General features: G+C 72.4%; 20 protein-coding genes. 9 read left to right on the top strand and 11 right to left on the bottom strand.

Annotated elements, in window-relative coordinates; translation table 11 throughout:
* Positions 1–109: 109 nt before the first annotated feature.
* The 4 genes from AB0C27_RS29280 to AB0C27_RS29295 all read right to left on the bottom strand — a co-directional run bounded on the left by AB0C27_RS29280 (position 110) and on the right by AB0C27_RS29295 (position 2,979).
* On the bottom strand, positions 110–424 hold the full coding sequence (locus AB0C27_RS29280; protein ID WP_357849933.1) for a DUF6355 family natural product biosynthesis protein: 315 nt from the start codon (positions 422–424) through the stop codon (positions 110–112).
* Between the two features lie 269 nt (positions 425–693).
* Positions 694–1,020, bottom strand: coding sequence for a hypothetical protein (locus AB0C27_RS29285; RefSeq protein WP_357849935.1), 327 nt, complete (start codon positions 1,018–1,020; stop codon positions 694–696).
* 185 nt (positions 1,021–1,205) lie between these two features.
* On the bottom strand, positions 1,206–1,799 hold the full coding sequence (locus AB0C27_RS29290) for a CHRD domain-containing protein (protein ID WP_357849938.1): 594 nt from the start codon (positions 1,797–1,799) through the stop codon (positions 1,206–1,208).
* A gap of 130 nt (positions 1,800–1,929) precedes the next feature.
* The gene (locus AB0C27_RS29295; protein ID WP_357849941.1) at positions 1,930–2,979 is read right to left on the bottom strand and encodes an aldo/keto reductase; all 1,050 of its coding nucleotides are present in this window, start codon (positions 2,977–2,979) and stop codon (positions 1,930–1,932) included.
* 48 nt (positions 2,980–3,027) lie between these two features.
* Between AB0C27_RS29295 and AB0C27_RS29300 the strand changes: the two genes are divergently transcribed.
* Both AB0C27_RS29300 and AB0C27_RS29305 read left to right on the top strand, forming a co-directional pair.
* Positions 3,028–3,423: a MerR family transcriptional regulator gene (locus AB0C27_RS29300; RefSeq protein ID WP_357849944.1), complete on the top strand. Its 396-nt coding sequence runs from the start codon at positions 3,028–3,030 to the stop codon at positions 3,421–3,423.
* 79 nt (positions 3,424–3,502) lie between these two features.
* A complete protein-coding gene (locus tag AB0C27_RS29305) occupies positions 3,503–4,516 on the top strand; it encodes a zinc-binding dehydrogenase (RefSeq protein WP_357849947.1) in 1,014 nt (337 codons plus the stop codon).
* Positions 4,517–4,551: 35 nt separating this feature from the next.
* Here the strand turns inward: AB0C27_RS29305 and AB0C27_RS29310 are convergent, their stop codons facing one another.
* Together AB0C27_RS29310 and AB0C27_RS29315 are read right to left on the bottom strand one after the other, a co-directional pair.
* Complete coding sequence (locus AB0C27_RS29310) at positions 4,552–5,394, bottom strand: universal stress protein (RefSeq protein ID WP_357849950.1); 843 nt, start codon at positions 5,392–5,394, stop codon at positions 4,552–4,554.
* Positions 5,395–5,620: 226 nt separating this feature from the next.
* Entirely contained in the window at positions 5,621–6,448 is an 828-nt protein-coding gene (locus tag AB0C27_RS29315) for a universal stress protein (RefSeq protein WP_357849953.1), read from the bottom strand.
* A gap of 279 nt (positions 6,449–6,727) precedes the next feature.
* On the opposite strand from AB0C27_RS29315, the gene AB0C27_RS29320 reads away from it, so the two are divergent.
* On the top strand, positions 6,728–8,137 hold the full coding sequence (locus tag AB0C27_RS29320) for a serine hydrolase domain-containing protein (protein ID WP_357849956.1): 1,410 nt from the start codon (positions 6,728–6,730) through the stop codon (positions 8,135–8,137).
* Positions 8,138–8,213: 76 nt separating this feature from the next.
* A complete protein-coding gene (locus AB0C27_RS29325; RefSeq protein WP_357849959.1) occupies positions 8,214–9,278 on the top strand; it encodes a glycoside hydrolase family 19 protein in 1,065 nt (354 codons plus the stop codon).
* Positions 9,279–9,428: 150 nt separating this feature from the next.
* Here AB0C27_RS29325 and AB0C27_RS29330 read toward each other — a convergent pair whose 3' ends face one another.
* The gene (locus AB0C27_RS29330) at positions 9,429–10,328 is read right to left on the bottom strand and encodes a tryptophan 2,3-dioxygenase family protein (RefSeq protein WP_357849962.1); all 900 of its coding nucleotides are present in this window, start codon (positions 10,326–10,328) and stop codon (positions 9,429–9,431) included.
* A gap of 167 nt (positions 10,329–10,495) precedes the next feature.
* Here AB0C27_RS29330 and AB0C27_RS29335 point away from each other — a divergent pair, with 167 nt between their 5' ends.
* Positions 10,496–10,927 (top strand): Lrp/AsnC family transcriptional regulator, encoded by a 432-nt coding sequence (locus AB0C27_RS29335; protein ID WP_346107169.1) that lies wholly within the window; start codon positions 10,496–10,498, stop codon positions 10,925–10,927.
* A gap of 46 nt (positions 10,928–10,973) precedes the next feature.
* Here the strand turns inward: AB0C27_RS29335 and AB0C27_RS29340 are convergent, their stop codons facing one another.
* The 4 genes from AB0C27_RS29340 to AB0C27_RS29355 all read right to left on the bottom strand — a co-directional run bounded on the left by AB0C27_RS29340 (position 10,974) and on the right by AB0C27_RS29355 (position 15,387).
* Complete coding sequence (locus AB0C27_RS29340) at positions 10,974–11,513, bottom strand: DUF1062 domain-containing protein (RefSeq protein ID WP_357849964.1); 540 nt, start codon at positions 11,511–11,513, stop codon at positions 10,974–10,976.
* Positions 11,514–11,850: 337 nt separating this feature from the next.
* A complete protein-coding gene (locus AB0C27_RS29345; RefSeq protein WP_357849967.1) occupies positions 11,851–13,257 on the bottom strand; it encodes a mannitol dehydrogenase family protein in 1,407 nt (468 codons plus the stop codon).
* 61 nt (positions 13,258–13,318) lie between these two features.
* Positions 13,319–14,092, bottom strand: coding sequence for a glucosamine-6-phosphate deaminase (locus AB0C27_RS29350; RefSeq protein ID WP_357849970.1), 774 nt, complete (start codon positions 14,090–14,092; stop codon positions 13,319–13,321).
* The gene (locus AB0C27_RS29355) at positions 14,089–15,387 is read right to left on the bottom strand and encodes an AGE family epimerase/isomerase (protein ID WP_357849973.1); all 1,299 of its coding nucleotides are present in this window, start codon (positions 15,385–15,387) and stop codon (positions 14,089–14,091) included. The genes AB0C27_RS29350 and AB0C27_RS29355 overlap by 4 nt, the downstream gene beginning before the upstream one ends.
* A gap of 136 nt (positions 15,388–15,523) precedes the next feature.
* Here AB0C27_RS29355 and AB0C27_RS29360 point away from each other — a divergent pair, with 136 nt between their 5' ends.
* The 4 genes from AB0C27_RS29360 (at position 15,524) to AB0C27_RS29375 (ending at position 19,773) form a co-directional block, all read left to right on the top strand.
* A complete protein-coding gene (locus AB0C27_RS29360; protein ID WP_357849975.1) occupies positions 15,524–16,513 on the top strand; it encodes a LacI family DNA-binding transcriptional regulator in 990 nt (329 codons plus the stop codon).
* Between the two features lie 64 nt (positions 16,514–16,577).
* Positions 16,578–17,363, top strand: coding sequence for a sugar isomerase domain-containing protein (locus AB0C27_RS29365; protein WP_357849978.1), 786 nt, complete (start codon positions 16,578–16,580; stop codon positions 17,361–17,363).
* On the top strand, positions 17,354–18,604 hold the full coding sequence (locus AB0C27_RS29370; protein ID WP_357849981.1) for a neutral/alkaline non-lysosomal ceramidase N-terminal domain-containing protein: 1,251 nt from the start codon (positions 17,354–17,356) through the stop codon (positions 18,602–18,604). The genes AB0C27_RS29365 and AB0C27_RS29370 overlap by 10 nt, the downstream gene beginning before the upstream one ends.
* On the top strand, positions 18,601–19,773 hold the full coding sequence (locus tag AB0C27_RS29375) for an amidohydrolase family protein (protein ID WP_357849984.1): 1,173 nt from the start codon (positions 18,601–18,603) through the stop codon (positions 19,771–19,773). Before AB0C27_RS29370 ends, AB0C27_RS29375 begins: the two co-directional genes overlap by 4 nt.
* The last annotated feature ends 144 nt before the right edge of the window (positions 19,774–19,917 follow it).

The following is a 19,917-nucleotide window of genomic DNA, read 5'->3' on the forward strand; positions in this document are numbered from 1 at the left end:
TTAGTACCTGAGTCCAGCAGCGGTGGCTGGGGGACCACGCGTCCCCCAGCCCGAGGTGGGCGGTGGTGCGGCCCTACCGCCGCCGATCTGCTGGCAGAGCGGTGCCTGTTCAGCAGAGTTTGCCCGCGTACCACGCCCCGAGGTAGTCCGGCCACCAGCCGAGGTGATGGTCCCCCGGGCCGACGCACATCTCGAAGTCTCGGACTCCGCCTACGTTCCACCGATCGACGTAGATGATGACATTCGTCTCGCCGCAGTGGTTGTACCACAGCTCATCGAGGTTCCAGTGCTGGCCGCACTCAGCGCTGCCGGCCGATGACGCCGCGCCGGCTGTGGTCGTGTGGGCGCTCGCAGCCGCCGACGGCAGCCCGAGGGTCGCCACTATTGCGGCGCTCGTGAGTAATGCGCGGACAGTTCGCTTCATTCTCGCTCCTTTGGCCGGATTGACTTCCCCGAACTCGGTCACTGATCGGTTCGGTTCAGGGATGGGTGGAGTCGTCGCTCCCAGGAACGAGAGTAGGTTTCACCCGCGGCCTTTCACTATCCAGATCGCGCTCCTTGAACTGCGCTTTCCGGACGCGGGAAAATGCCGGGCTACGGCGCAGGCCAGGTGAGGACGGAGAAACTCGCTGAATACGGCTGGGCCATGCGACCGCGCCGGTCGCATGACCCTGGAGACGGATGTGAGTCGCCTTACAAGGCGTGCACCCACGCGTCGGTGATGTGGCAGCCGTTCGCCGCGCCGTTGACCGAGGAGTCCGGCCCCCTCGACTCATGCTGTGCCTTGTAGACCACGGGACCGTGGATTTCACGCGTATAGGGCCAGTGCGCCGAGGCACAGGAAACGCGCACCTGATAGGAGCCGAATCCGTCCCAGCAGATGCCGGTTCCCACATTGTTGTCGATAGAGGCCCCACAGGTCCACACCTCGGCGTTGGCCGGTGCGGCGCCGAGCATGACTGCGGACGACACGGCCATGGCCATAGAAGCGGCGACCACGGTTTTTCTGAAAAGCTTCATCTCTTCCTTTTCTTGGCACCGGAAATCGCGGTACGAGCGATGGTACGGAGAAATGGAATGCCGGGATATCCGGGAAACGAATGGTCTGCTGCGCGATCCGGACTGCCGCCTGACCGGAAACGACGGACGCCGGCCCGCCACCACGAGGGTGACGGGCCGGTCGGGGTTGCACGGGAGGTGGCGGTTTACCAGTGGCCGCCCTTGTGGAGCTGGCCGCGGACCGCGCCGTCGGGGAACTTGGCGGTGTGCAGGTTCGCGTACCAGTTCTTCGGGTTCTTCTTGATGCCCTTGAGCAGGCTGCTCTTGACGCGGACCGAGCCGAAGCTGGTGTTGCCGCGGATGGAGCCGTTGGACAGCAGGTCGATGACGACGGGGCCGTTCACGCCCGCCTTGCCCCTGTGGATGTGGAAGGCGGTGGGCCTGCCGGTGTTGCGCCACTGGACGAAGTAGTAGAAGCGGTTGCCGTGAATGCGGAACTTGGCGACCGCCACCCCGTCGCGGTCGTTCACCTTCTTGCCCGGCTCACGTACCTCGTTCTTGCCCAGGAGGCCGGCGGCGAAGTAGTACTTGCGCGCGAAGCCGGCCGACGTGGCCGTGCCGGCCGCGCTGGCCGGGGCGGCGGTCGTGTGGGTGTGGCCGTGCGCGGGCTGGCTCGCGGCGGAGGCGGGACCGGCGGCCATCGCCAGTGCCGCTCCCGCCGCCACCGCCGCGGCCGCCGCCGACCGGGCTACGCGCAGCCGCGCCGCCCGCCCCTTGCTCAGGCTCTGAGACTTGTTCATCGTGTTTCCTTCCACCCGTCATTCGCGGCACTTTGTGGCCGCGAGTAGAAGGTACGGATCACCGGGGTGGGCGTTCTGCGTAGAATGACGCAGATGGCTTATGTGTGATCGGCATCACCAAGGTCCGGGATCAGCTCGCGGCGCGGTCGCCGACCGGGCGGCGGCGCAGGAGCGGGTCGGCGATCGGTGCGGGCTGCCAGAGGCCGACCGGGTGGTAGACGTCGGTGCCGGGCGGCACGATCTCGTCGATCCGGTCGAGCGCGGCGTCGTCCAGCACGAGTGAGGCGCCCTTCAGCAGGCCCTCCAACTGCTCCATCGTGCGCGGGCCGAGGATGACCGAGGTGATCGCCGGATGTGCCGCGACGAAGGCGATGGCCAGCTCCGGCAGGGTGCGGCCGAGCTCGTCCGCCAGCTTCACCAGTTCCTCGACGACATCCAGCTTGGCCGCGTTCACCGGGATGGACGGGTCGAAGCGCTCCGGCGCACGCGCGGCACGGCCCCGCGTCAGGTCGATCTCCTGTCCCTTGCGGTAGCGGCCGGTCAGGAAACCCCAGCCCAGCGGGCTGTAGCTGAGCACGCCCATGCCGAGCCGCTGCGCCGTGGGCAGCACGTCGCCCTCGATGCCGCGGGCCAGGATGTTGTACGGCGGCTGCTCGGTGCGGAACCGGTACAGGCCGCGCTGCCTGGCCACGTGGTACGCCTCCACCGTCTCGTGCGCGGGGAAGGCCGAGCTGCCGAAGGCACGGATCTTGCCCTGCCGCACCAGATCGGTCAGCGCGGAGAGGGTCTCCTCGATGTCGGTCCGGTGATCGAACCGGTGGATCTGGTAGAGGTCGATCCAGTCCGTACGCAGCCGCTTGAGGCTGGCCTCGACCTCGCGCACGATCCAGCGCCGCGAGTTGCCGCCCCTGTTGGGCCCCTCCCCCATCGGGAAGTGCACCTTCGTGGCCAGCACCACCTCGTCCCGCCGCCCCTGCAACGCCTTGCCCACGATCTCCTCGGACTCGCCCGCCGAGTACATGTCGGCGGTGTCGACGAAGTTGATCCCGTGGTCGAGGGCGGTGTGGATGATGCGGATGCTGTCGTCGTGGTCGGGGTTGCCGGCCGCGCCGAACATCATCGTGCCGAGACAGAAGGTGCTGACCTCGATGCCGGTGCCGCCAAGGATGCGATATCTCATGCCTCGGAACCGTAGAATCTAGAGCCGACTCTAAGTCAAACTGGCCGCATGTCAGGGTTGAGCATCGGCCAGGTCGCCGAACGCACGGGGCTGAGCGTCCACACCCTCCGCTTCTACGAGCGGGAGGGGCTGCTGGCCCATCCGGTGCGACGGGGCGCCGCCGGGCACCGGGTCTACGACGAGGACGACATCGGCTGGCTGGGCGTGTGCATCCGGCTGCGGGCCTCCGGCATGCCCCTGACCGACATCCGCCGTTACACCGAGCTCGTCAGGGCGGGCCAGGGCAACGAGGTGGCACGGCTGGAGGTGCTGCGCGCGCACCGGGAACGGGTGCTCGCCCAGATGCACGACCTCGACGAGTGCCTCAAGCTGATCACCGAGAAGGTGGCCGTGTACGAGAGCCGGCTGGGTCTGCGGGACGGCGCCCGGGAGTGCGCGTCCTGACCCCTCTGTCCTGCTTCCTCTTCTGCGGGACGGGCAGACCCATAGAGTGATCCCCTCTTCGAGCTGGAAGCAGGTCCCCATGGCCGAGATGCTCGCAGCCCGGCTGCACATCCCCTCCCGCGAGGTGCGCATGGAGGAGGTGCCGGTGCCGGAGCCCGGCCCCGGGCAGGTGCGGGTCGAGGTGCGCGCGGCGGGGGTGTGCCTGTCCGACGTGCACCTCGCCGACGGCACCCTCACGCCTCTGCTGCTGAAGGACGAGACGGTGACGCTCGGTCACGAGGTGGCCGGGGTCGTGGACGCCCTCGGGCCGGGTGTGACCGACTGGGCGGCGGGCGACCGGGTCGTGCTGCAGGCCGGTGAGACCGACCGGTTCGGCACCGTCTACACCCGCGGCGTCGACTACGACGGCGGTTACGCGCAGTACGCGCTGGCCACGACCCGTACGCTGGTGCCGCTCCCCGACAGCCTGCCGTTCGAGCAGGCGTGCGTCATCCCCGACGCCGTCTCCACGCCCTGGGCGGCCATCACGGTCACGGCGGCCCTGCGGCCCGGCGAGGCGGCGGCGGTCTGGGGCGTCGGCGGGCTGGGCGCGCACGCCGTACAGCTGCTGCGGCTCGCCGGCGCGGCACCGGTGATCGCGATCGACCCCCTGCCCGCGGCGAGGGAGCGGGCGCTCGGGCTCGGCGCCGACGCGGCGCTCGACCCGGCCGACCCGGCCCTGCGCGACACGGTCGGCGACCTGACCGGCGGGCTCGGGCTGGACGCCGCCTTCGACTTCGCCGGCGCCGGCCCGGTGCGCGAGCAGGCGATGCCGCTGCTCGGCCGGGGCGGGCGGCTGGTCGTGGTCGGGCTGGCCAACGAGCCGGTGGCGGTGCCGAACGACGTCGCGCTCGCGTACTTCGGCCAGTCCCTGCGCGGCAGCTACGGCTCCGCTCCCGAGCACGTGCAGCAGCTCGTCAGGCTCGCCGTACGCGGGCGGCTCGATCTGTCCGGCTCGATCAGCGACGTGCTGCCGCTGGCGGAGGCGCCGGCCGCCCTCGACCGGCTGGCCAGGAAGGAAGGCGCCCCGATCCGCCTCGTCCTGCGCCCCTAACCCGGCCCGCCGGTACGAGCAGCCTGGTTGGGGAGTCAGGCGCGGACCACGGCCACGGGGCAACCCGCGTGGTGGAGGACGCCGCGGCTGACCGAGCCGAGCAGCGCCGACCGTACCGCGCCGTGCCCGCGTGAGCCCACGACGAGCAGGTCGGCCTGTTCCGCCACCCTGTTCAGCGCGTCGACCGGATGCGCGGACCGCACGTCCTCGATGACCTTCACCTGCGGATGGTCGCGGGTCAGCGACTGGAGGCGGTCGCGGACGACCTGGTGCTGCGCCGTACGGACCTCGTCCATGTCGTAGACGGCCTCGGGATCGAGGGCGAGCGACGGCAGTTGCCAGGCGTGCACCACCCGCAGCGTCGCGCCGCGCTGCCGGGCCTGCTCGAAGGCGTAGGCCAGGGCGGGCTCGCACTCCGGCGAGTCGTCCACCCCCGCCACGATCTCGCCGTGCTCCTGGCGGGGCTCGTCCCGTACCACCACGACCGGGCAGCGCGTCTGCCCGGCCACGTCCGTGCTCACCGAGCCCAGCAGCGCGCCGGCGAACCCGCCCCGGCCGCGGCTGCCGACCACCAGCTCGGCCGCGCCCTCGGCCTGCTCGCGCAGCACCTCGGCGGGCGCGCCGTCCACCTCCTGGGTGGTGATCTCGACGGACGGCTGCCGCGAGCGGGCCAGTTCCTCCGCCTCGCGCAGGATCCGCCGCCCCTCGTTCAGCAGCGCGTCGGGCAGGGCGGCGTCGGGGCGCCGGCCGACCAGGTACCACGAGGTGTCCATCACGTGCACGATCCGCAAGGGCAGGTTCATCCGGGCGGCGTCGTCCGCCGCCCACTCCACAGCCGCTCGTGACGGCGCCGAGCCGTCCACTCCCACGATGATCACGGTGTCCTCCCTCTCGTCGTCTCCATCCGACCGCGTCCGGCGCTCTTGGTCCAGGGCCCGGGGTCGTTCGCCCTCGGGGCGAAGGGCTCTTTTCCGCCGGTACGCGCAAGGCCCCTGCCCACGGAAGGCCCCCAGGACCGTGTTTCCGGCATGCGTCTCCGAGAACGCGCGGAACGGCGAGTGCCCTCCTGCCCGCCGGAGCCAGGACGGGAGGAGGGCGGGATGCCTAGCGGGGACGTACCACGGCGACCGGGCAGGTCACGTGGTGCAGCACGCCGTGGCTGACGGAGCCGAGCACCACCGAGACCAGGCCGCTGTGCCCACGCGAGCCGACCACCACCAGGTCCGCGGTGGCCCCTTCCGCCGCGAGCACGCTCACCGGGTGCCCGGAGACGGTCTCGTGGGTGATCTCGACGTCGGGGTTCTTCTCCCGCCACCGCGCCACGCTCTCGGCCACCGCCGCGGACTCCTCCTGGTAGACGTCCACCAGCAGGGTGTTGTACGCGGCCGCCTGCGGGGCGAAGACCGGCGTCTGCCAGGCATGGACGGCGTGCAGCGGAACACCGCGGACGCGCGCCTGCTCGACGGCGTACTCCATGGCCGCCTCGGAGTACGGTGACCGGTCATAGCCGATGACCACGCGGCCGTACGACTGCGCGGGGCGGCCGTGGACGACCACGACCGGGCCGGAGGCGTGGCCGGCGACGGCCGTGCTGACCGAGCCGATCACCATGCCGGTGAAGCCGCCGAGTCCCCTGCTGCCCAGGACCACGGTGTCGGCGGTGACGGACTCGCCGATCAGGACGTCGCGCACGTTGCCGGGAAGCGCCCGGGTGGCCACCTCGACGCCGGGGGCCGTCCCGCGGGCCCGGTCGGCGGCGATGGCCAGCGGGCCCGAGGGGTCGTCGGCGTCGTAGCCGTCGTAGGGACGTTCCTCGTACACGTGCACCAGGCGCAGGCCCAGACCTCTGCGGCCGGCCTCGGCCGCCGCCCATTCCACCGCTGCGGCCGACGGGAGCGATCCGTCCACTCCTACGACGATGGGTCGGGTCATCGCGCACCTCCACTGTTCTCGGGCACTGCTTTCTCGGGCACTGCTTTCTCGGGCACTGCTTTCTCGGGCACTGCTTTCTCGGGCCTCTGCCTTCAGCTTCGCCCGGCGCGGGCGGGCGGCGCCCGGGGACAAGGTCCCGCGCGTCAGTGCCTTTGGTCCTCAAATCCACCGGTCCGCCAAGACGGCACGAGGGGCCCGTACTTCGATGGCGGGTTTCCGCAGGGAAGACGGAGGCGGACCGCAATGGTGACGGGTCCGGGCCGTGGCTAGCTTCGTCGGATGCTCATCAACGTGCTCACCGCGATCACCCTTGCCCTGAACCCCTCCCCGCCGTCGCCGGCGTCCGTGGACGCGTTCGTCGAGCGCTACCGGGAGGCGACCGGGCTGCCGGGCGCGGCGGTCGCGATCATCAAGGGGACGGAGGTCGTCCACGTCGCCGGGTACGGCCGCACCTCCACCGGCGAGCCGGTGACGGCGGACACGCCCATGGCCGTCGCCTCCGTCAGCAAGTCCTTCACCTCACTGGCCGTGATGCAGCTCGTCGAGCAGGGGCGGGTCGAGCTCGACCGGCCGGTGCGCGGCTACCTGCCGGAGTTCACCATGGCCGATCCCCGTGCGGCCGCGATCACCGTACGGCAGCTGCTCGACCAGACCTCCGGCATGGCCGACACCACGTTCCGCGAGAAGAGCCTGCCCCAGCCGGAGACGCTGGAGGGCTCCGTGGCCCGGCTGCGGACGGCGAAGCCGGCCGCGGCGCCGGGCGCCGTCTTCAGCTACCACAACACCAACTACCAGGTCGCCGCCCGCCTGGTCGAGGTGGTGAGCGGCGAGCCGTTCGCGTCCTACCTGCGCGCCCACGTCTTCACCCCGCTCGGCATGAACTCCAGCACCACGCTCGACCGCGAACGCGACCTGCCCGCCAGTGCGCGCGGCCATCTGGTCGTCCTCGGCCGGGCCGTCGCCCTGCCCGAACCGACCGGGTTCGGGAACGGCTCAGGGGGCGTCGTCAGCACCGCCGGCGACATGGCCCGGTGGCTGATCGCGCAGAACGGCGGCCTCCTGACCCCCGCGAGTGTGAAGGAGCTGCGCACCCCCTCCCGGGCGAACGAGAAGTACGCCCTCGGCTGGTTCCTCGGCCGGACCCCGCACGGCGCCCCCACCGTGCACCACGGCGGCGACCTGTTCACCTCCACCGCCGACCAGCTGCTCATGCCCGGATCCGGGTACGGCGTCGCCGTCATGGCGAACACCGGCATGGCCTACGCCGACGCCCACGCCCTGATGGACGGCCTGGTCGCCCTGATCGAGGGAGACACTCCGCAGGTGCCGTCCTCGCCGCTGTATCTGCCCGTCGACCTGGTGTTCCTGCTGCTGACCCTGGTGACCGCCGGGCTCGCGGTGCGCGGCGCGGCCCGCTCAAGGCGCTGGGCGCGACGACGTACGGGATGGCGGCGGGCGCGGCTGATGGTCTGGCTGGCGCCGCTCGCGCTGTGCCTGTCGGCCGCGCCGGTCTTCCGCGTACTGGCCCGCGGCGCCGACATCATGTGGATCCAGGTGGTCTACCTCTATCCGGCGTTCATGGTCTGGCTGGTGACGGCCGCGGTCGCCGGCACCGTGGTGGCCGGGTCGCGGCTCTGCTGGTCCTTCGTCCTGAGCCGGGCGAGCGCCCGATCGACGGGCCGAGTCTGACTTTGGGCCTTGCGCGGTGGCAGCTCTATCGTTAATCCTTAGGAAACTTTCCTATGAGATTCGAGGAGTGGCGCACGTGCGAAGGATCCTGACCCTGCCGGCCGTCTTATCACTGGTCTGGGGGGTGCTCGCGGTGCTGCTGCCGTCCGCGGCCAACGCCGCCGCCTGCGCGACGGCGTGGAGCGCCTCGGCGGTCTACACCGGCGGCGCGGTCGTGTCGCACAACGGGCACAACTGGTCCGCCAAGTGGTGGACCCAGAACGAGACCCCGGGCGGCGCCGACGTCTGGGCCGACCAGGGCTCCTGCTCCGGGGGCAGCGGCGGCGGGACGGCCTGCTCCTATCCGAACTGGGTGGCCGGGCAGTTCTACGCCGTCGGCAGCATCGTCCGCTACACCGACGGCAACCACTACATCGCCGTCCACGAGAACCCCGGCTACGACCCGGTGATCAGCCACTGGTACTGGGACCCCTACACCTGCTCCGGCGGCCCCACCGATCCGCCCAACCCGCCCGACCCGTCGGGGTTCGTGGTCAGCCAGGCCCAGTTCGACCAGATGTTCCCCGGCCGCAACTCCTTCTACACCTACAGCGGCCTGGTCACGGCCATGAGTGCCTTCCCCGCCTTCGCCAAGACGGGCAGTGACACCGTCAAGAAGCAGGAGGCGGCCGCGTTCCTGGCCAACGTCGGCCACGAGACCGGCGGGCTGGTGCACATCGTCGAGCAGAACACCGCGAACTACCCGCACTACTGCGACCCGAACCAGTCGTACGGGTGCCCGGCCGGGCAGGCCGCCTACTACGGCCGCGGCCCCATCCAGCTGAGCTGGAACTTCAACTACAAGGCGGCCGGCGACGCGCTCAACCTGCCGCTGCTGACCAACCCCTGGCTGGTGCAGCAGGACGCGGCCGTGGCCTGGAAGACGGCCCTTTGGTACTGGATGACGCAGAACGGCCCCGGCACCATGACGGCCCACAACGCGATGGTCAACGGCCGCGGCTTCGGCGAGACCATCCGCAGCATCAACGGCAGCATCGAGTGCAACGGCGGCAACCCCGGCCAGGTGCAGAGCCGGGTCAACTCCTACCAGCGCTTCACGCAGCTCCTCGGGGTCTCCCCCGGCGGCAACCTCACCTGCTGAGCTTGCCGCACCTGCCTAGACCTGCCTAGACCTGCCTAGACCTGCCTCAACCTGCCGAACCTGCAGACCGGTCAGGCCCGCCGGCTCGCGCGTGCGCGGGCCGGCGCTCCCCGGGCTCTGGTCGCACCCCCACCTGCGGATACGGGCATCTCACAGGTACGTACGGGCGGACCAGAGCTCGGGGAAGACCACCCGGGCCATGCTGCGTTCGAGCCAGGCCAGCCCGTTGGAGCCGCCGCTGCCCGGCTTGGCGCCCATCGACCGGCGCACGGCCGCCACGTGCTGGTAGCGCCAGTCCCCGAACCGCTCGGACACCTCGGCCAGCGCGTCCCCGAGCGCCCGCAGCCCATCCCCTGCCATGCCGCCTGAAGTGTCCCCCGCCGCGTCGTCCTGGTAGACGCGCACCCAGGCGCGCTCGACCGCCTCGTGCGGCTCGTACTCCGCGCCGAAGTCCCGGCCGAGCACGGACTCCGGCAGGTCGTGGCCGTGCCGGGCGAGCAGCCCGGTGGCGGCGTCCCAGACGCTCGGCTCCTCGTACGCGCGCCGCAGCGCCTCCTCCCGGGCCCCGCCCTTGAACGGCCGCAGCAGCGCCTCGCTCTTGAGCCCCAGCCGGAACTCCACCAGCCGGTACATGCCCGACTGCAGCCCCGACGCCTCCCCGAGCCGGTCGCGGAAGCTGTTGAAGTCGGCGGGCGTCATCCAGCGCAGGCCGAGCCAGCCGGCGTTCATCGCCTCCAGGTGCAGGCCGGTGCGGCGCAGCGCCGCGACCGCGTCCCGTACCCGGTCGGCCCGCAGCGACTCCCTCGCGGCGAGCAACTCGTGGGCGACGAGGTGGAAGTACAGCTCCATCACCTGGGTGATGACCAGGAACGACATCTCGCCCGGGGCGTCGGTAAGCGGCCGTTGCAGGTCGTGCAGGACGTCGGTGCGGACGTAGGCGTCGTAGGGGATCTCCCGCTCGAACTCGAGGGTCGGCAGCCCGCCGCTCGCGCGGGCCCGCTCGGCCCGTTCGGCCGCCGAGACGGGGCGTACCCGTCCTGTCGTCTTCATTTGCGCCGCGCTCCCTTCATATGTCGGCGTGTGTCGGCACCTCATGATGGTGCGGCAGGGGCGCCCTGAGGAATGCCGTCCGAACGGGCTTCGCCGCTGATCGGTTCACGTTCGTCATCCATCTCGGGCATGCTGTTGCCGAACGAAAGGAGCCGCTGGTGGACGCCATGGACTGGGAGCTGCTGCGCGAGCTGCAGGAGAACGCGCGGCTGTCGTTCAACGAGCTGTCGCGCCGGGTGCACCTGTCGCCGCCCGCCGTGGCCGAGCGGGTCCGGCGGCTGGAGGAGGCGGGGGTGATCACCGGCTACCACGCCACGGTGGACCCGGGGCGGGCCGGCTGGACGGTGTCCGCGTTCGTGCAGCTCACCTGTTACGGGCCGACCTGCGTGCTGCGCGATCCCGAGGTGGCGACCTGGCCGGAGGTCAGGGAGATCCACCGGGTGACCGGCGACGTGTGCAGCATCCTGAAGATCGCGGTGCCGTCGATGGCGGCGTTCGAGCGGCTGATCGACCGGCTCGCCGTCTACGGCAAGCCGTCGAGCACGATGATCTTCTCCAGCCCGCTCGCCCACCGCCCGATCACCGCCGCCCCGGACTGAGGCCGGTGGGGTGGCCCGGAGAGGGTTCCGGGCCACCCCTGTTCGGTCAGTCCACGGCCATCAGGGTGAAGGTGAACCCGGTGATCACCGTACGGCGGAGCGGATTGTCGCACTTGATCCGGCGGCGCACCTCGTTCCTGCTGAGGCCGAGGCCCCGGGCGATGAGCCGGTCAGGGCGCACCGGCACCGGATCCTCGAAGACGACCTCCACCCGCACCGGCCACGGCTCGTCGAGCCGTGGCGGCGGGGCGTCCAGCCGCCAGGACCCGCTCCAGTCCAGGGTGAAGCGGTTGCGCCGGGCGAACGCCGGATCGAGCAGCGTGGCGGCCACCAGTTCGGGATCGTTCGTGTGGTAACGGTCGAGCCGGGCCGGGTCGATCGTCCTGACCGGCACGCGTTCGTGCACGGTGAGCTTGCTCGTCCGGTCGCAGGACACGCAGCGGACCAGCAGCCACACGTCCAGCAGCTTGCCCTGGGCGTTGACCCGGAACCTGCCCTCGCCGGTGGTGGCCGACTCCGACAGGCACTCGACGCAGCGCGTCGACAGCAGCGGCAGCCTGGTCCGGCGGACGACCCAGGGCAGCACGATATGAGGTTGTGAAGACATGATCTCTCAAGACCTGACACGAGGCCGGTTACGCGCGGCCTCAGACGCTGAACGACCGGGCGCACGCGGGCAGCCCGGCGGAGCCGGCCGCAGGGGCCGGCTGGAAGAGAGCGGAAGAACGTGTCAGGTCTGGCGAGCAGGCGGGGTCACGCGGTCATGTCCTTCGGTCTTCACTGTGGTGGGCCGCAGGCAACTTATGGGAACGCCGGAGGAGGGCTCAACTGATTTTCGGCCGCGCTCTCGGGGGCAGGCCGGCGCCCTCGTGCGCGGTGAGCGGGCTGACGCCTTCGGACGCGGGCTGACGCCTTCGGGGCGGTCAGGCGTCGAGCGTGCGAAGAGTGGGAGCGAGGCCGTCGGCGGTGAGCCGGTGCAGGCCGTCGGTGACCAGCTCGCGGAAGACCCGGTCCTCCCTCAGGTCGGCGCCGAAGATCTCCTCGATCGCCAGCAGGCGCTCCACGGTCGCCGCAGCCCCGGCGTCCGGGTCGCCCGTGAGCCGATCGGCCAGCGGGTCGTCCAGCTCGCGTGCCGTCGTGACGTACCGCATCCAGCCCGCCACCGCCAGCGCGATCCAGCGGGGCTCGTGCCCGGCGGCCAGGCGCTCGCGGGCCGGGTCGAGCAGGCGTTGCGGCAGTTTCTGCGAGCCGTCGGCCGCGATCTGCGCGACGCGGTGCCGCAGGCCGGGGTTGGCGAACCTGGCCAGCAGCGACCGTTTGTATCCGGCCAGGTCGAACCTGCCGAGCCCGTGCAGGGTGGGCGTGAGGTCCTCGTTCATGAGCCGGCGCAGGTATCCGGCGAACGCGGCGTCGCCCACCGCCTCGGACACATGCTCCGCGCCCGACAGGTAGGCGATGGCCGAGTGGCTGCCGTTGAGCAGGCGCAGCTTCATCCGCTCGTACGGCAGGACGTCCCCGACCAGCAGTGCGCCCGCTCGGTCCCAGGCCGGCCGGTCACCGGCGAAGTCGTCCTCGATCACCCACTGCGTGAACGGCTCGGTGACCACCGCGCCCAGGTCGCGCACGCCGAGCCTGGCCTCCATGTCGTCGAGGTCGGCGGGCGTGGTCGCGGGGACGATCCGGTCGACCATGCTCGCCGGGTAGGTGACATTCTGCTCGACCCACCGCAGAAGCGGCGGCTCGCACAGCTCGGTGACGAGCGCGGCGAGGGTGGCGCCGTTGCCGGGCAGATTGTCGCAGGAGACGACGGTGAGCGGGCCGGCATCGGCGGCCGCCCGAGCACGCAGCCCGGCCACCAGCCGCCCGATCGCCGTGGAAGGGCCCGGCTCCTCGCCCTGGCCCCTGCCGGCCTGCCCAGCCGAGGCGCCGGCCGACGGGCCGACCGGCCCCGGGACGCGGCGGTAGCCCTTCTCCGTGATGGTCAGCGTGACGACCGCCGTCTCCGGCGCGGCCAGGCGGGCCGCGAGGTCGTCGCCCGGGACCAGCACCTCGCGCACGGACCCGATCACGCGGACGTCGTCCCCGGCGCGCACGCCGTACAGGCAGTCCTGCGGGCGCAGCAGTTCGGCCACGGCGGTGCTGCGCTGGCTGGCCCCGCAGATGCCCCAGCGGTCGTCGCCGGTCGCGGCCATGGCCAGCTCGGTGTAGACGGCCTGATGGGCCCGGTGGAAGGCGCCGATGCCGAGGTGCACGACGCCGGTGGCGCGCGGCTCGGCGAGCGGGCGGGCGCCGGGCGCGACCCTGGACAGGGTGGCGCGGCTGAGCCTCACTGATCGGCCTCCATGTCAGCGAACCGGTCAACCGACGGGTGGGCGACAATCCCGGCGATCTTCACTGGTAGGCCTCCACGTCCGCGAAGAGCGTACAGGCCGGGTGGGTGCGCAGAACGGAGGCGGGGCAGCTCTCGGAGATCGGCCCGTCGAGCGCGGCGGCGAGCGCCGCCCGCTTGCTCCGGCCCGGCACGGTGGCGACCAGCGTGCGCCCGGCCATCAGGGTGGGCACGGTCAGCGTGACCGCCCGCGCGGGCACGTCGGCGAGCGCGGCGAAGCAGCCGTCGCTCACCTGCTGCCGGCGGCAGGCGTCGTCGAGCTCGACCACCTTGACCGCGAGGGGGTCGGCGAAGTCGGCCACGGGAGGGTCGTTGAAGGCCAGGTGACCGTTGTCACCGATGCCGAGGCAGACCAGGTCGATCGGGCCCCGGCCGAGCAGTGCGGCGTAGCGGGCGCTCTCGGCCTCCGGGTCGTCGCCGGGGTCGATCACGTGGACGGCGCCGGGGCGTACCGCGTCCCAGAGCTCTTCGCGCAGGAAGCGGCCGAAGCGCTGGGGGGCGCCGGCGGGCAGGCCGATGTACTCGTCCATGTGGAAGACGGTGACCCTGGACCAGTCGATTCCGCCGGCGGCGCGCAGGCCCGCCAGCGTCTCGCGCTGTGAGGGCGCGGCCGCGAAGACGACCCTGGCCTCGCCGCGCGCGGCCAGCGCCGCACGCAGGGCCTCGGCCGCGGCCCGCGCGGCGGCGGCGCCCGCCTGCGCCCGGTCGCGGTAGATCCGGGCTTCGAGGTTGCCGGCGGTCCGTTCGATCACGGGGCCGGTGTTGGTGGCCGTCACGATTGCTCCCCCTGTGCTCCCGATGCGTGGAGCTCGACGATCTGCATGAGGTTTCTGGCGATGTGGTACGGATCCTTGACCGGCAGGGCGACAACCTCGTCGAGCGGCGCGCCGGTCCGGTCCCTGATCTGGATCCACTCCTCGCCCTCGGCCCCGCCGGGGAAGGTGCGTAGCGTGTAGTCCCAGACGCGCTCGAACCAGCCGGCCGCCTCCCGGTCGCCATAGCGCTCGGCCGCCAGGCGGGTGGCGTAGGCGGCCTCGGTGTGGACCCACCACAGCTTGGTGGACCAGGTCCGCCTGACCAGGTCCTCGTACGGGCCGCCATAAGGCCGGCCGGAGACGTCCACGTAGCGGAACAGCCCGCCGTGCTCGTCGTCCCACCCGGACCGGCACAATGCGGACACAGAGGCGAGCAGGCCGGCGTGATCATCGGTCTCGCCGAGCAGGTCGCCGGCCTCCAGCGCCATCCAGATCCCCTCCAGCGCGTGGCCGGGGGTGCGGTGCCGGGCGAGGATCGTGTCGCGCGAGCCGGGATCGGGCACGAACGTCTCGGTGAACAGCCCGCCGTCCTCCCGGTGTGCGAGCATGGCCCGGCGCGCGGCCCGCAGCTCGCCCAGGCCGAACTCCCCGCCGGGCACGGCCAGGTGCGCGCGGGCCTGGTCGAGCCGGGCGTTCAGCACGATCATGCGCGCGCCGAACCCCGAACAGCCGGGCGGCAGTGGGTACGGCGGCGTCGGCGGGTCGCCCGCGGCCACGTCGTCCGCGACCCGCCGCACGATCCGGTCGATCACGGGCAGGTGCTCGGGCGAGCCGGTGTGCACGGTGAGCTCGGACAGCCCCATGGCGACGAAGGCGTCGGCGTAGACGCTGCGCCGCGCGGGCGGCGGCGCCCCGTCCTCGCCGGGCGCGGGCCCGCCCCGCTCGTCCAGGACGTACGCGCAACTGCCGTCGGGACGGACGGCGTGATCGAGGAGGAAGGACGCGCCGCGTTCGGCGTGCCGGACGAGGGCGGCGGCGTCGGCGGTGAGCAGGCCGCGCTCGGCGAGCCGGGCGGCGCGGGCCAGCAGCCACACGAACCGGCCCTGCGACCAGGTGAACTTGTCCGTGGACAGGCGGCGCCGGCCCCGGTTGTCGAAGCACGTGTAGAACCCGCCGTGCTCGGTGTCGATGCCGTGTTCGAGCCAGAAGGGGAGGATGACGTCTTCGAGTTGCTCGCGGGCGACCCGCTCCGGCCTCTCCGCGCCCCTCTCCGGGCCCATCTCCGGGCCCATCTCCGGGCCCATCTCCGAACCCATCTCCGAACCCATACCGTCCTTTCCGCCTCCGCCGGGCCTGCTGTCACTGCGGAATAATGAAAGCGATTGCATGGATTCTGGCTTCGCTAGAGTACTCCGGTCAAGCCGGATCGAGCCCACCCCCGAGGAGCGTGCCGTGAGCAAGCCGACGATCTACTCGATCGCCCAGCGGTGCGGCGTCTCCGCCGCGACGGTCTCGCGCGCCTTCAACCGTCCCGAGCTGGTCAGCGCCCCGGTCAGGGAGCAGATCATGGCCGCCGCCCGCGAGCTGGGCTACCAACCGAGCTCCGCCGCGCGCGGCCTGGTCACCGGGCGGGCCGAGATGATCGGGCTGGTCGTGCCCGACATCACCAACCCGTTCTTCCCGCTGCTCGTCCGCGCGATCCAGCGCACCGCCGAGCGGATGGGCAGCTCGGTCATGCTGATCGACGCCGAGGAGAGCGCGGCGGCGGAGGTGCGTCACGTCGCCCAGCTGCGCAGCCGGGTCGACGGGGTGATCGTGGCCTCGCCGCGCTCGTCGTCGGCGGCGCTGCGCGAGGCCGCGCGGGGCCTGCCGTGCGTGCTGCTCAACCGGCCGCTGCGCGAGCTGTCCTCGGTGATCTGCGACAACACCAGCGCGCTGTTCGACGCGGGCGAGCATCTGCACAAGCACGGCCACCGCTCGTTCGCGCTGCTCGCGGGGCCGAGCGCGTCGTGGGCGGCGGGGCGGCGCTCGCAGGCGATCCGCAGGTGGGCGCGGGGGCGTGGGGTGGAGCTGACCGAGCTGGGCCCGTTCAGGGCGACGTTCAAGGGCGGCAGGCAGGCCGGCGCCGCGCTGCTCGAAACCGGCGCCACGGCGGCCTTCGCCTTCGACGACCTGACCGCGTGCGGGGTGCTCGCCGAGCTGGCCGGCCGGGGCGTCTCCGTGCCCGGGGAGCGCAGTGTGGTCGGGTGCGACGACGTGCTGCTCGCCAGGACCGTGACGCCGAGCCTGACCACGGTGACCGCGCCGATGGACGATCTCGGGGCGACCGCCGTACAGGTTCTGACCAGGCAGATCGAGACGCCAGGCGGCCCGGCCGAGCACGTCGCGCTGCCCGGCGTGTTCGTCGCGCGCGACTCCACGGGGCCGCGTTCCGCCTCTTGACCGGGCTTCTGTCTTGGTCTTGAATGCCTGCAATCGCTTTCATCGGTCATGAGGAGCCCTGCAGGTGCAAAACGGACGGCACGTGCCGCTCATGCGGACGTACGCCGAACAGGTCGCCCGCCTGATCGGCCGGATCGAGACCGAGGAGGCCGACGCCGTCGCGGCGGCGGCGACACTCATCGCCGACCACCTCACCCGGCGCGCCGGCGACGGGGAGCGCCTGATCTACGTCTACGGCCCCGGAGGGCATTCCAACCTGGCCGCGCAGGAGGTGTTCTTCCGCGCCGGCGGCCTGGTGAACGTCAGCGCGATCCTCGACGAGGGCACGCTGCTGTCCGGCGGCGCGCTGCGCTCGATGGCGATCGAACGCACCCCCGGCTACGGCCGCGTGGTCATCGAGGACAACCGGCTCGGCGCGGGCGACCTGCTGGTCCTGGTGAACGCGTACGGCATCAACGCCGCGCTCATCGACGCCGCCCTGACCGCCCGCGAACGCGGCGTCACCCTCATCGGCGTCTCCTCCAGGGAGCACGCCGACCGCACCGCGCCCGATCATCCGGCCAGGCACCCGACCGGGCGTAACCTGCACGACCTGGTGGACCTGCACATCGACACGAAGGTGCCGGTAGGTGACGCCGTGCTGGAGATCGAGGGGGTGCCGGAGCGGGTGGGCGCGATCTCGACGTTCGCCAACGCGTACGCGCTCAACGTGCTCATGGCGGCGGCCGTCGCCGAACTGGCCGGGCGCGGCGTCGTCCCCGAGATCTGGCGCAGCGGGAACGCGCCCGGTGGCGACGAGCGCAACGCGCTCTTCCAGGACCGCTTCAGGGGGCGGGTGCGATGGCTGTGACGCTGCTGGCCGGGGCCGCGGTCGCGGATCTCACGCCGCCGGTCGGCGGCTCGCTCGCCGGGTACGCCGCCCGGCTGTCCCCGTCCGCCGCCGTGCACGATCCGCTGCCGGCCACCGCCGTGGCGGTCTCCGACGGCACCGCCACGTCCGTCGTGATCTGCGCAGACCTCATCGCGCTCGACCCCACCACCGTGCGGAGCGTCGCCGCCGAGGTGCACGAGCGCACCGGGATCCCGGCCGAGGCGGTGGCTGTGGCGGTCACGCACACGCATGCCGGGCCCGCAGTGACCAAAGGCGGCATCGGCGGCGTGGCCGACCCCGCGTACGTCGCGCACGCCCGCGCGCGGATGGCCGACGCCGGGGCCGCCGCGCTCGCCGCGCTGACGCCCGCCGTCCTGCGCCGGGGCCACGGCACGCTGCACGGCGTCGCGCACAACCGGCGCGGCGGGACCCTCACCGACCCGGCGGTCCCGGTCGTCCGGCTGGAGCGCGCGGACGGCGAGCCCATCGCCACCGTGTTCTCCCACGCCTGCCACCCCGTGACGCTCGGCCCCGACAACCTGAGCGTCACCGCGGACTGGCCCGGGTACGCGCGGCGGCACGTCGAGTCCGCGATCGGCGGCGTGGCCCTGTTCTTGCAGGGTTGCTGCGGTCAGCTCAACACCGGGCACGCCGCGGTCGACAGCCTGCGGCCCGGGGCCGGGCCGATGCCTGGGCGTACGTTCGAGGCGGCGCGCGAGAACGGGGCCCTGGTCGGGCAGGCCGTCCTCGACGCCGGGACGCGGGCGGTCACGGGCCCGGTGTCGGTGGCCGCCGCGCCCGTCGCCCTGCCCGTCGGTGAGCCCCTTACCGCTGACGAGCTGCGTAGGCTGGCCGGCGAACCCGGCGGGATCTGGGCCGGCTGGGCCCGCGCCCAGCTCCGCGACCCGGGGCCGGGGGCTGTCGAGGTCCAGGTGGCCGTGCACCGGTGGGCCGGTGTGCCGCTGGTCTTCCTGCCCGGCGAGCCCTTCGTCGAGTTCGCCCTGGAGCTGCGCGCTGCCGCCGGTGACCCCGGGCTGCTGGTCGCCGGGTACACCGGCGGCGTGCCCGGCTACCTGCCCTATCCGGAGTCGCACTACGCGGCCGGCGGGTACGAGATCGAGGAGGCCCACCGGGCCTACGGGCTGCGGGCCGCGTTCACGCCCGAGGCCGGTCGCCTGGTCATGGCCGCCGCCAGGGAGCTGCTCGGGGTGGCGGGATGAGCGTCGAGGGCGGGCCTGCCGCCGGACGTTCCGGCCAGGTGACGGGCAGGCTTGCGGACGGGCGGGCCGTGCGGGTCGAGCTGGACGGGTCGCGGATCGCCGCTGTCACCGACATCACCGACGTCGGCGGCGCGCCCGATGCGCTCATCCTCCCCGGCCTGGTGGATCTCCAGGTCAACGGGTACGGCGGGCTCGACTTCAACGCCCCCGACCTGTCCATCGGCGACGTGTCCGACCTCGTACGCGAGCTGTGGCGGCGCGGCACCACGACCCTGTGCCCCACGATCATCACCGCCCCCGAAGCCGCCATCGTGCGCAACCTGCGCGTGATCGCGGCGGCCCACGCGGCCGATCCGCTGGTCCGGCATGCCGTCCCCGCCGTGCACGTGGAAGGCCCGTACCTGGCGGCCGAGGACGGGCCGCGCGGCGCCCACGACGCGGCGCACCTGCGCGACCCCGACCTCGCCGAGTTCACGCGCTGGCAGGAGGCGGCCGGCGGGCTGGTGCGGATCGTCACGCTGGCCCCCGAACGGCCCGGCGCCGCCGCATACATCGCCGGCCTCTCCCGGCAGGGCGTCATCGCCTCGATCGGGCACACCGCGGCCACCCCCGCCGACATCGAGGCGGCCGTACGGGCGGGCGCGCGGCTCTCCACCCACTTGGGCAACGGCGCCCACACCATGATCCGCAGGCATCCCAACCACCTCTGGGCGCAGCTGGCCGAGGACCGGCTCGCCGCCACGTTCATCGCGGACGGGCACCACCTGCCCGCCGACACCCTCACCGTGATGCTGCGCGCCAAGGGCGCCGGCCGTTCGCTGCTGGTCAGCGACTCCGTCGCGATGGCCGGGCGCCCGCCCGGCGACTACACGACCCCGGTCGGCGGGCGGGTCACGGTGCGGCCGGACGGCCGGGTGACGCTGCCCGGCGGTGAACTGCTGGCCGGGTCGGGCAGCTCACTGTTCGAGTGCCTCGCCTGGGCGGTCACCCGGACCGAGCTGGATCTCCCCACCGCCGTACGTCTGGCCTCGGCGAACCCGTCCCGGCTGCTCGGCCTCGACCGGGGCCGGGTCGAGCCCGGCGCGCCCGCCGACCTGATCGTCACCACCCCCGACCTGTCCTCCGTCCTGCGCACCTTCGTGAACGGCGTCCCCGCCCACACCTCCTGACCTGCCCCTTTCCCTGCCGCCATCCGCACCCGCACCGCTCCCCCATCCGCACCCGCACCCGGACCGCTCCGGCATCCGCACACCCTGGACCGCTTACCAACCTTCCGCGCACCCCCGTACCGCTCCCCCACCCCCGATCTGGGA

Origin of the sequence: Nonomuraea sp. NPDC048882, from assembly GCF_040649755.1 — a bacterium.
GTDB lineage: Bacteria > Actinomycetota > Actinomycetes > Streptosporangiales > Streptosporangiaceae > Nonomuraea > Nonomuraea maheshkhaliensis.

Coding starts and splice junctions, on each gene's coding strand:
- AB0C27_RS29280 (WP_357849933.1), bottom strand. CDS start 424: ATGAAGCGAACTGTCCGCGCATTACTCACGAGCGCCGCAATAGTGGCG.
- AB0C27_RS29285 (WP_357849935.1), bottom strand. CDS start 1,020: ATGAAGCTTTTCAGAAAAACCGTGGTCGCCGCTTCTATGGCCATGGCC.
- AB0C27_RS29290 (WP_357849938.1), bottom strand. CDS start 1,799: ATGAACAAGTCTCAGAGCCTGAGCAAGGGGCGGGCGGCGCGGCTGCGC.
- AB0C27_RS29295 (WP_357849941.1), bottom strand. CDS start 2,979: ATGAGATATCGCATCCTTGGCGGCACCGGCATCGAGGTCAGCACCTTC.
- AB0C27_RS29300 (WP_357849944.1), top strand. CDS start 3,028: ATGTCAGGGTTGAGCATCGGCCAGGTCGCCGAACGCACGGGGCTGAGC.
- AB0C27_RS29305 (WP_357849947.1), top strand. CDS start 3,503: ATGGCCGAGATGCTCGCAGCCCGGCTGCACATCCCCTCCCGCGAGGTG.
- AB0C27_RS29315 (WP_357849953.1), bottom strand. CDS start 6,448: ATGACCCGACCCATCGTCGTAGGAGTGGACGGATCGCTCCCGTCGGCC.
- AB0C27_RS29320 (WP_357849956.1), top strand. CDS start 6,728: ATGCTCATCAACGTGCTCACCGCGATCACCCTTGCCCTGAACCCCTCC.
- AB0C27_RS29330 (WP_357849962.1), bottom strand. CDS start 10,328: ATGAAGACGACAGGACGGGTACGCCCCGTCTCGGCGGCCGAACGGGCC.
- AB0C27_RS29335 (WP_346107169.1), top strand. CDS start 10,496: ATGGACTGGGAGCTGCTGCGCGAGCTGCAGGAGAACGCGCGGCTGTCG.
- AB0C27_RS29355 (WP_357849973.1), bottom strand. CDS start 15,387: ATGGGTTCGGAGATGGGCCCGGAGATGGGCCCGGAGATGGGCCCGGAG.
- AB0C27_RS29370 (WP_357849981.1), top strand. CDS start 17,354: ATGGCTGTGACGCTGCTGGCCGGGGCCGCGGTCGCGGATCTCACGCCG.
- AB0C27_RS29375 (WP_357849984.1), top strand. CDS start 18,601: ATGAGCGTCGAGGGCGGGCCTGCCGCCGGACGTTCCGGCCAGGTGACG.